At 66.7% G+C, this 7,050-nt stretch carries 1 protein-coding gene; it reads right to left on the reverse strand.

The window, feature by feature from the left end:
• Positions 1-7,050, reverse strand: a 7,050-nt coding sequence (locus AC1RMD_RS30995; RefSeq protein WP_492932680.1) for an amino acid adenylation domain-containing protein, incomplete at both ends; no start/stop codon positions are given.

Here is a 7,050-nt window from a genome sequence, read left to right on the forward strand (position 1 = left end):
CATGTGGTAGGCGGCGCCGGCGGCATGGTCGAGCTGGTCGAGGAACCACAGTCGTTGCTGGGCCAGCGACAGCGGCAACGGGCCGGTGCGGTCGGCCGGCAGCAGGGCCGGCAGGGCGGCGCCGGTGGCGGCGGCCAATCCGACGGCCAGCGCACTGAGGGTCGGCGTGGCGAACAGATCGCGCAAGGCGACGTCGACGCCGAGCGTTCCGCGCAGACGGGAGGCGAAGCGCACCGCCAGCAGCGAGTGACCGCCCAATTCGAAGAAGTGGTCGTGACGGCCAATCTGCTCGATACCCAGCAGTTCCTGCCAGATGGCGGCAATCGCCGTCTCGGCCCGGCCCTGCGGCGCTTCGTAACCTCGGGCCACCAGCGCGGCGCGGTCCGGAGCGGGCAGCGCCTTGCGGTCCAGCTTGCCGTTCGGTGTCAGCGGGAAGGCGTCCAGCGTGACGAAAGCGGCCGGCACCATGTAGTCCGGCAGGCTGGCTGCCAGGATGTTGCGCAGGTCGGCGGCGGATGGCGCGGCGCCGTCGTGGGCGATCAGGTAAGCCACCAGGCGTGGTTCGCCTGGCTGGTCTTGGCGCGCGACGACCAGTGCCTCGCGCACGCCTTCGCAGGCGGCCAACCGGGTTTCGATCTCGCCCAGTTCGATGCGGAAGCCGCGGATCTTAACCTGTAAGTCGTTGCGGCCCAGGTAGTCGAGATTGCCGTCGTCCAGCCAGCGGCCCAGATCGCCCGTCCTGTACATGCGGGCGTTGGGTTCAGCGCTGAACGGATCGCGCAGGAAGCGCTCGGCGGTGAGGTCCGGGCGGTTGAGGTAGCCGCGCGCAACGCCGGCGCCGCCGATGTGGATCTCGCCGGTCACGCCCAGTGGCACCGGTTGATGGTGCCGGTCCAGAAGATAGATCTGGGTGTTGCCAATCGCATTGCCGATCGGTTCCGCCGTTGTCGCCTGGGTTCGCGCGAACTGCACGGCGCGGCAAGCGGACCAGATCGTGGTTTCTGTCGGACCGTACATATTCCACACTTGTGCCACGCGCGTTAGCAGTCTTGCGGCCAAGTTCGCGCTCATCGCTTCGCCGCCACACAGCGCGCGTAATCCTGGGGCGCCGTTCCAGCCGTCATCCAACATCATTGTCCAGGTGGCCGGAGTGGCCTGCATGACGGTGATGTGCTTGTCGCGAATCATATGCTGGAGGACGGTGGCGTCGGTGGCCTGCTCGCGGCTGGCCAGCACCAGTTTTGCGCCAAGCGCCAGCGGCAGATAGAGTTCCAGTGCCGCAATGTCAAACGACAGCGTGGTGATCGCCAACAAAACATCGCTTGCCGTCATGCCGGGTCTACTAGCCATGGAGTGCAAGAAATTTGCCAGGCTATGGTGCTGCACCATGACGCCTTTGGGCAGGCCGGTCGAGCCGGAGGTGTAGATCACATAGGCCAGATGATGCGCCTGCAGGCCGGTTTCGCTAGCTTGCACATCGGAGCTTGAATGGGCGCGGATGAGGTCGATTTCTTCGACATCATCCAATACCAGCAATGGCAGACCCGGCATGCGCAGGCGGTGCGCCAAGACGCGTTGAGTCACCGTTAACATTGGACTGGCGTCGTCCAGCATATAGGCCAGCCGCTCCTGCGGATATGCCGGATCGAGCGGCACATAGGCGGCGCCGGCCTTGAGGATGGCCAGCAGGGCGACGACCATGTCGGGGCCGCGTTCGACGCAGATGGCCACGCGGGCGTCCGGTGTCACGCCCTGGGCTATGAGGTGGTGGGCCAGTTGGTTGGCGCGGCGGTTCAACTCGCCATAGCTCAGCTGCTGGTGGTCGAACACCAGCGCCGGCGCATCTGGCTGGCGCGCGGCCTGGGCTTCGAACAGTTGGTGCACCAGCAATTCGGACGGGTAGTCGGTCGCGGTGTGGTTGAAGTCCACCAGCAGTTGTGCGCGCTCATGGGGCGGCAGCACGTCCAGCGCCGTCACCGGCAACGCGGCATCGTGTTCCAGCGCATCGACCAGCGCCGTGACTACGCACCGCAGATAGTTTGCCATGCGCTTCGCATCGATGCCGCCGACGCACTGGGCGGTAATGGAAAAGTCCTCGCCCAGGTCGTCCACCGAGACGGTGATGGGATAGTTGGTGCGCTCTTCACCGTCGAGCAGCGTTATGCCGTCGAGTCCGTCCAGGTGCTTGGACCCCGACGCTGATCCAGAGTGGCGGAAGTTGAGTAGCGTGGTGAACAGGGGCGCGGGTGCCTGCACGCCGCTGCAGCGTTGGGCCAGCGCCAGCGGCGCGTGTTCATGCTCCAGCAGCTCGGCGAGTCGGCGGCTGGTTTCGGCGAGCGCCTGCCCGACACTGAGTTGGCCGAGCGGCAGGCGCAGCGGCAGCGTGTTGATGAATAAGCCTAGCACGCGGTCGGCGGCGGTAGTGCCTTGCATGCGCCCAAACAGCAGGGTGCCAAACACGACATCGTCACGGCCGCAACAGGCCGACAGCACGCGTGCCCAGGCCAAATGGAACAGCGCGGCGGAGGTGGTGCCGTGGCGGTGGGCGTTCTGGCGGATGCGCCGGGCCAGCGTCGGCGCCAGCGGCAAACGGCTTTCATGCACATTGGCGCCGCTGCCGTGGGTGTCGAGGACCTCAAACGGCGCGCACGGTTCAACCATGTCGCCCAACTGGCGTTTGAAGTAGGCTTCGTGCACAGCCTGCGGTGTGGCGGACAACTGCGCAATGAAATGACGATAGGGCTGGGCGGTCGGCAATTCCACGGCACGATCCTGCAGGATCAGTCCGATTTCATCAATCAGCAGGTCCAGTGTCATGTGGTCGCACACCAGGTGGTGGTGGACCAGCACCATATGCCAGGCATCCGTCGCCACATCGCCGGCGATGAACGACGCCATCAACGGCGCCTGGCTCAGGTCGAAGCGCAGGCTGCGCGGATCGGCCTGCGCCTGCAATTGCGCCAGCGGGGCGCCGGCGTCGGTTACCGGCACTTCATGAACCGGCAATGGCGCGCAGCGCTGCACCAGTTGTACCGGCTGCTCCAGGCCCTGACTATGAATGGCGGTGCGCAGGATGTCGTGGCGATCGATGACCCTTTGCAGCGCCGTGAGGAAACGGTCCAGAAGGTCGCGGCTATCGAAGCGCAAACTAATGCCGACCAGGTATGCATCGCCGGAGGTCGTCAAAAGATGGTGGAACAGTATGCCTTGCTGCAGCGGCGCGAGCGGATAGATATCCTGGATGTTGGGGGCGCCGCCAGGTGTGCCGGCAACAATGACATCAATCTCCGCCTGGGATAGCGATATCAGCGGGAGCAGTTCGGGCGAGATATGCTGATGCACTTGCAGCAGCGGGTTGGCAGGGATCTCGACCGTCGCAATTGTGTTCGATTCGAGCGCCGCCGCCAGCGCCGACAGTGTCGGGTTGCTGAAGATGGATTTCACATCGGCCGGCAGCTCCTTTTGTCGCAAGCGTTCGATCATGCCGATGATGAGCAGCGAGTGGCCGCCCAGCTCGAAAAAGTGGTCGTGACGGCCGACCTGCTCGATACCAAGCAGTTCCTGCCAGATGGCGGCGATCGCCGTCTCGGTCTCACCCTGCGGCGCCTCGTAAGCTCGGGCCACCAGCGCGGAGCGGTCCGGCGCGGGCAGCGCCTTGCGGTCGAGTTTGCCGTTCGGGGTCAGCGGGAAGGTCTCCAGCGTGACGAAGGCGGCCGGCACCATGTAGTCGGGCAGGCTGGCGGCCAGTGCGCTGCGCAGATCGGCGGCGGACGGCGCGGCACCGTCCCGCGCGACCAGGTAGGCCACCAGGCGTTTATCGCCCGGCTGGTCTTCACGCGCGACGACCAGCGCTTCGCGCACGCCGTCGCAGGCGGCCAACCGGGCTTCGATCTCGCCCAGCTCGATGCGGAAGCCGCGGATCTTGACCTGGAAGTCGTTGCGGCCCAGGTAGTCGATATTGCCGTCGGCCAGCCAGCGGCCCAGGTCGCCCGTCTGGTACATGCGGGCGTTGGGATCCTTGCTGAACGGGTCGCGCAGGAAGCGCTCGGCGGTGAGGTCAGGACGGTTCAGGTAGCCGCGCGCGACGCCGGCGCCGCCGATGTAGAGCTCGCCGGCCACGCCGATCGGTACCGGCTGATGGTGGGCGTCGAGAATATAGATCCGGGCATTGTCGAGCGGACGCCCGATGTGCGGCTGCGTCGAACTGGCTTCGATCAGGCCGAAGCTGGCGTCGATGGTGGCCTCGGTCGGGCCATACATATTGTAGTAGCGCGTAGTGGCCGAGGCGGCCAATCCTTGCCACAGCCTGGCGTTGATCGCCTCGCCGCCCAGCAGAACCCGCAAGGGCTGGTAAGTGGACGAGCGCATCAGGCCGGCCTGTTCAAGCATTTCAAGCTGGGCAGGAGTGCAGTCGAAGGCCGCCACCGCGTGCCGTTCGAGCAGGAGCAGGAAGTCGGCGCCGTTGACGCGCACGGCCTGCGGGACGATCAGCAGGCAATGGCCGGACAGCAGCTGCAGGATGCCTTTCATCGACATGTCGAACGAGAAGGCGGCGTTCAGCGCGACCGTCGAGTTGGCCGGCACGCCGTCGTAAATCGTGCTGCCGATGGCTTGCCAGAAATTGACCAGCGACTTGTGCTCCACCATCACACCCTTGGAGCGGCCGGTCGAGCCCGAGGTATAGATCACGTAGGCCAGATTGGTCGAATGCAGCGGCGCCAGCACGGGATTGTGCTGCGGCTGCGCTGTCAGCGAGGACCGGCTGGCGGCGCCATCGAACTCCCATACCGGCATGGCCAGCGTGGGCAGCGTGCAGCGCAATGCGGATTGCGTCAACAACAGGACCGGAGCGCTGTCCTCCAGCATATGGGCCAGGCGATCCTGCGGATAGGCCGGGTCTAGCGGCACGTAGGCGCCGCCGGCCTTGAGAATGGCCAGCAGGCCGACCACCATGTCGAAGCTGCGTTCGACGCAAATGGCCACCCGCGCATCCGGCGCCACGCCCTGGGCGATCAGGTGGTGGGCCAGTTGGTTGGCGCGGCGGTTCAATTCGCCGTAGCTCAGTTGCTGGTCGTCGAACATCAGTGCCGGCGCCTCGGGCTGGCGTGCGGCCTGGGCTTCGAACAACTGGTGCAGCAATTGCTCGTGCGGGTAGTCGACGGTGGTGTCGTTGAAGTCCACCAGCAGTTGCTCACGCTCGGCCTGGCCGAGCAGGGGCAGGGTGGCCAACGCTTGCGTCGGATCGGCCACCATTGCCGTCATCAGGGTCTCGAAGTAGATGGCAAAGCGCTCGACGGTGGCGCGTTCGAACAGGTCGCTGGCGTAGTCGATGGCGCCTGACAGTATGCCGTCGGTTTCTGCCAGGTTCAGCGACAGGTCGAAGTGGACCGTGGCCTGAGTCATCGGCAAGGACGCCAGGCGCAGGCCCGGCAATTCCAGTTCGCTTTGCGGCGTGTTATTGAGCGCGAACATCGACTGGAACAACGGGCTGTGGCTCAGACTGCGTGGCGGATTGAGGGCCTCGACCACCTGCGCGAACGGCAGGTCCTGGTGGGCCAACGCTTGCAAGGTGCTGTTACGGACTTGTTCGATCAGCGCGGCGGCGCTGGCTTGCTCGTCCAGGCGCACGCGCAGCGCCAGGGTGTTGACGAAGAAGCCGATCAGTGGTTCGACTTGCGCATGCTGACGGTTGGCCACCGGGGTGCCGATGACGAGCTCGTCCTGCCCGCTCAGGCGGGCCAGCAAGGTAGCCCAGCCGGCCATCAGGGTCATGAACAGCGTGGCGTCCTGGCGGTGCGCCAGCGCTTGCAGGCCGGCGCTGAGCTCGGCCGACAGGCGCAGCGGCACGCTGCCGCCGGCGTAGCTTTGCACCGGCGGACGAGGATGGTCGGCCGGCAGTTCGAGCAGTGCCGGCGCGCCCTCCAGGTGGTTGCGCCAGAAAGCGGTCTGGATTTGCAGCAGCTCGCCTTGCAGCCACTGACGCTGCCAGGCGGCATAGTCGGCGTACTGGATGGCCAGCGGCGGCAACGGATCGTCCTCACCCTGGCTGAAGGCGGCGTACAGCGTCGAAAATTCCTGCACCAGCAGGCCGATCGACCAGCCGTCGGTAATGATGTGATGCTGTGTGACGAGCAGCACATGGTCGTCGTCGGCCAGGCGCAGCAACGCGCCGCGAATCAGCGGGCCGGCGGCCAGATCGAAGGGTGCGCCGGCCTCGTCGGCGGTGTAGCGGGCCACGGCGGCTTCCTGTTCGTGGCCATGCAAGTGACCCAGGTCCAGTTCGCGCAGTGCGAAGCGTGCCTCGGGCGCGATGACCTGGCGCGCGGCGCCGTCGATACTGACAAAGCTGGTGCGCAGGATTTCGTGGCGTGCCACCACGCGGTCGAGCGCGGCGCGTAGCGCGGTGGCGTCGAGCCGGCCGTGCAGACGCAGGGCGGCCGGCATGTGGTAGGCGGCGCCGGCGGCATGGTCGAGCTGGTCGAGGAACCATAGGCGTTGCTGGGCCAGCGACAGCGGCAACGGGCCGGTGCGGTCGGCCGGCAGCAGGTCCGGCAGGGCGGCGCCGGTGGCGGCGGCCAATCCGACGGCCAGCGCGCTGAGCGTCGGCGTGGTGAACAAATCTCTCAAGGGGACGTCGATGCCGAGCGTCTCGCGCAGACGGGAGGCGAAGCGCACCGCCAGCAGCGAGTGGCCGCCCAGTTCGAAGAAGTGGTCGTGGCGGCCGACCTGTTCGATACCCAGCAGTTCCTGCCAGATGGCGGCGATCGCCGCCTCGGCCCGGCCCTGCGGTGCCTCATAGGCGCGGGCGACCAGCGCGGCGCGGTCCGGCGCGGGCAGCGCCTTGCGGTCGAGCTTGCCGTTCGGGGTCAGCGGGAAGGCGTCCAGCGCGATGAAGGCGGCCGGTACCATGTAGTCCGGCAGGCTGGCGGCCAGCGCGCTGCGCAGGTCGGCGGCGGACGGCGCGGCGCCGTTGTGGGCGACCAGGTAAGCCACCAGGCGCTTGTCGCCCGGCTGGTCCTCGCGCGCGACGACCAGCGCCTCGCGCACGCC

Source organism: Duganella sp. GW822-FHT06D06 (genome assembly GCF_058799615.1).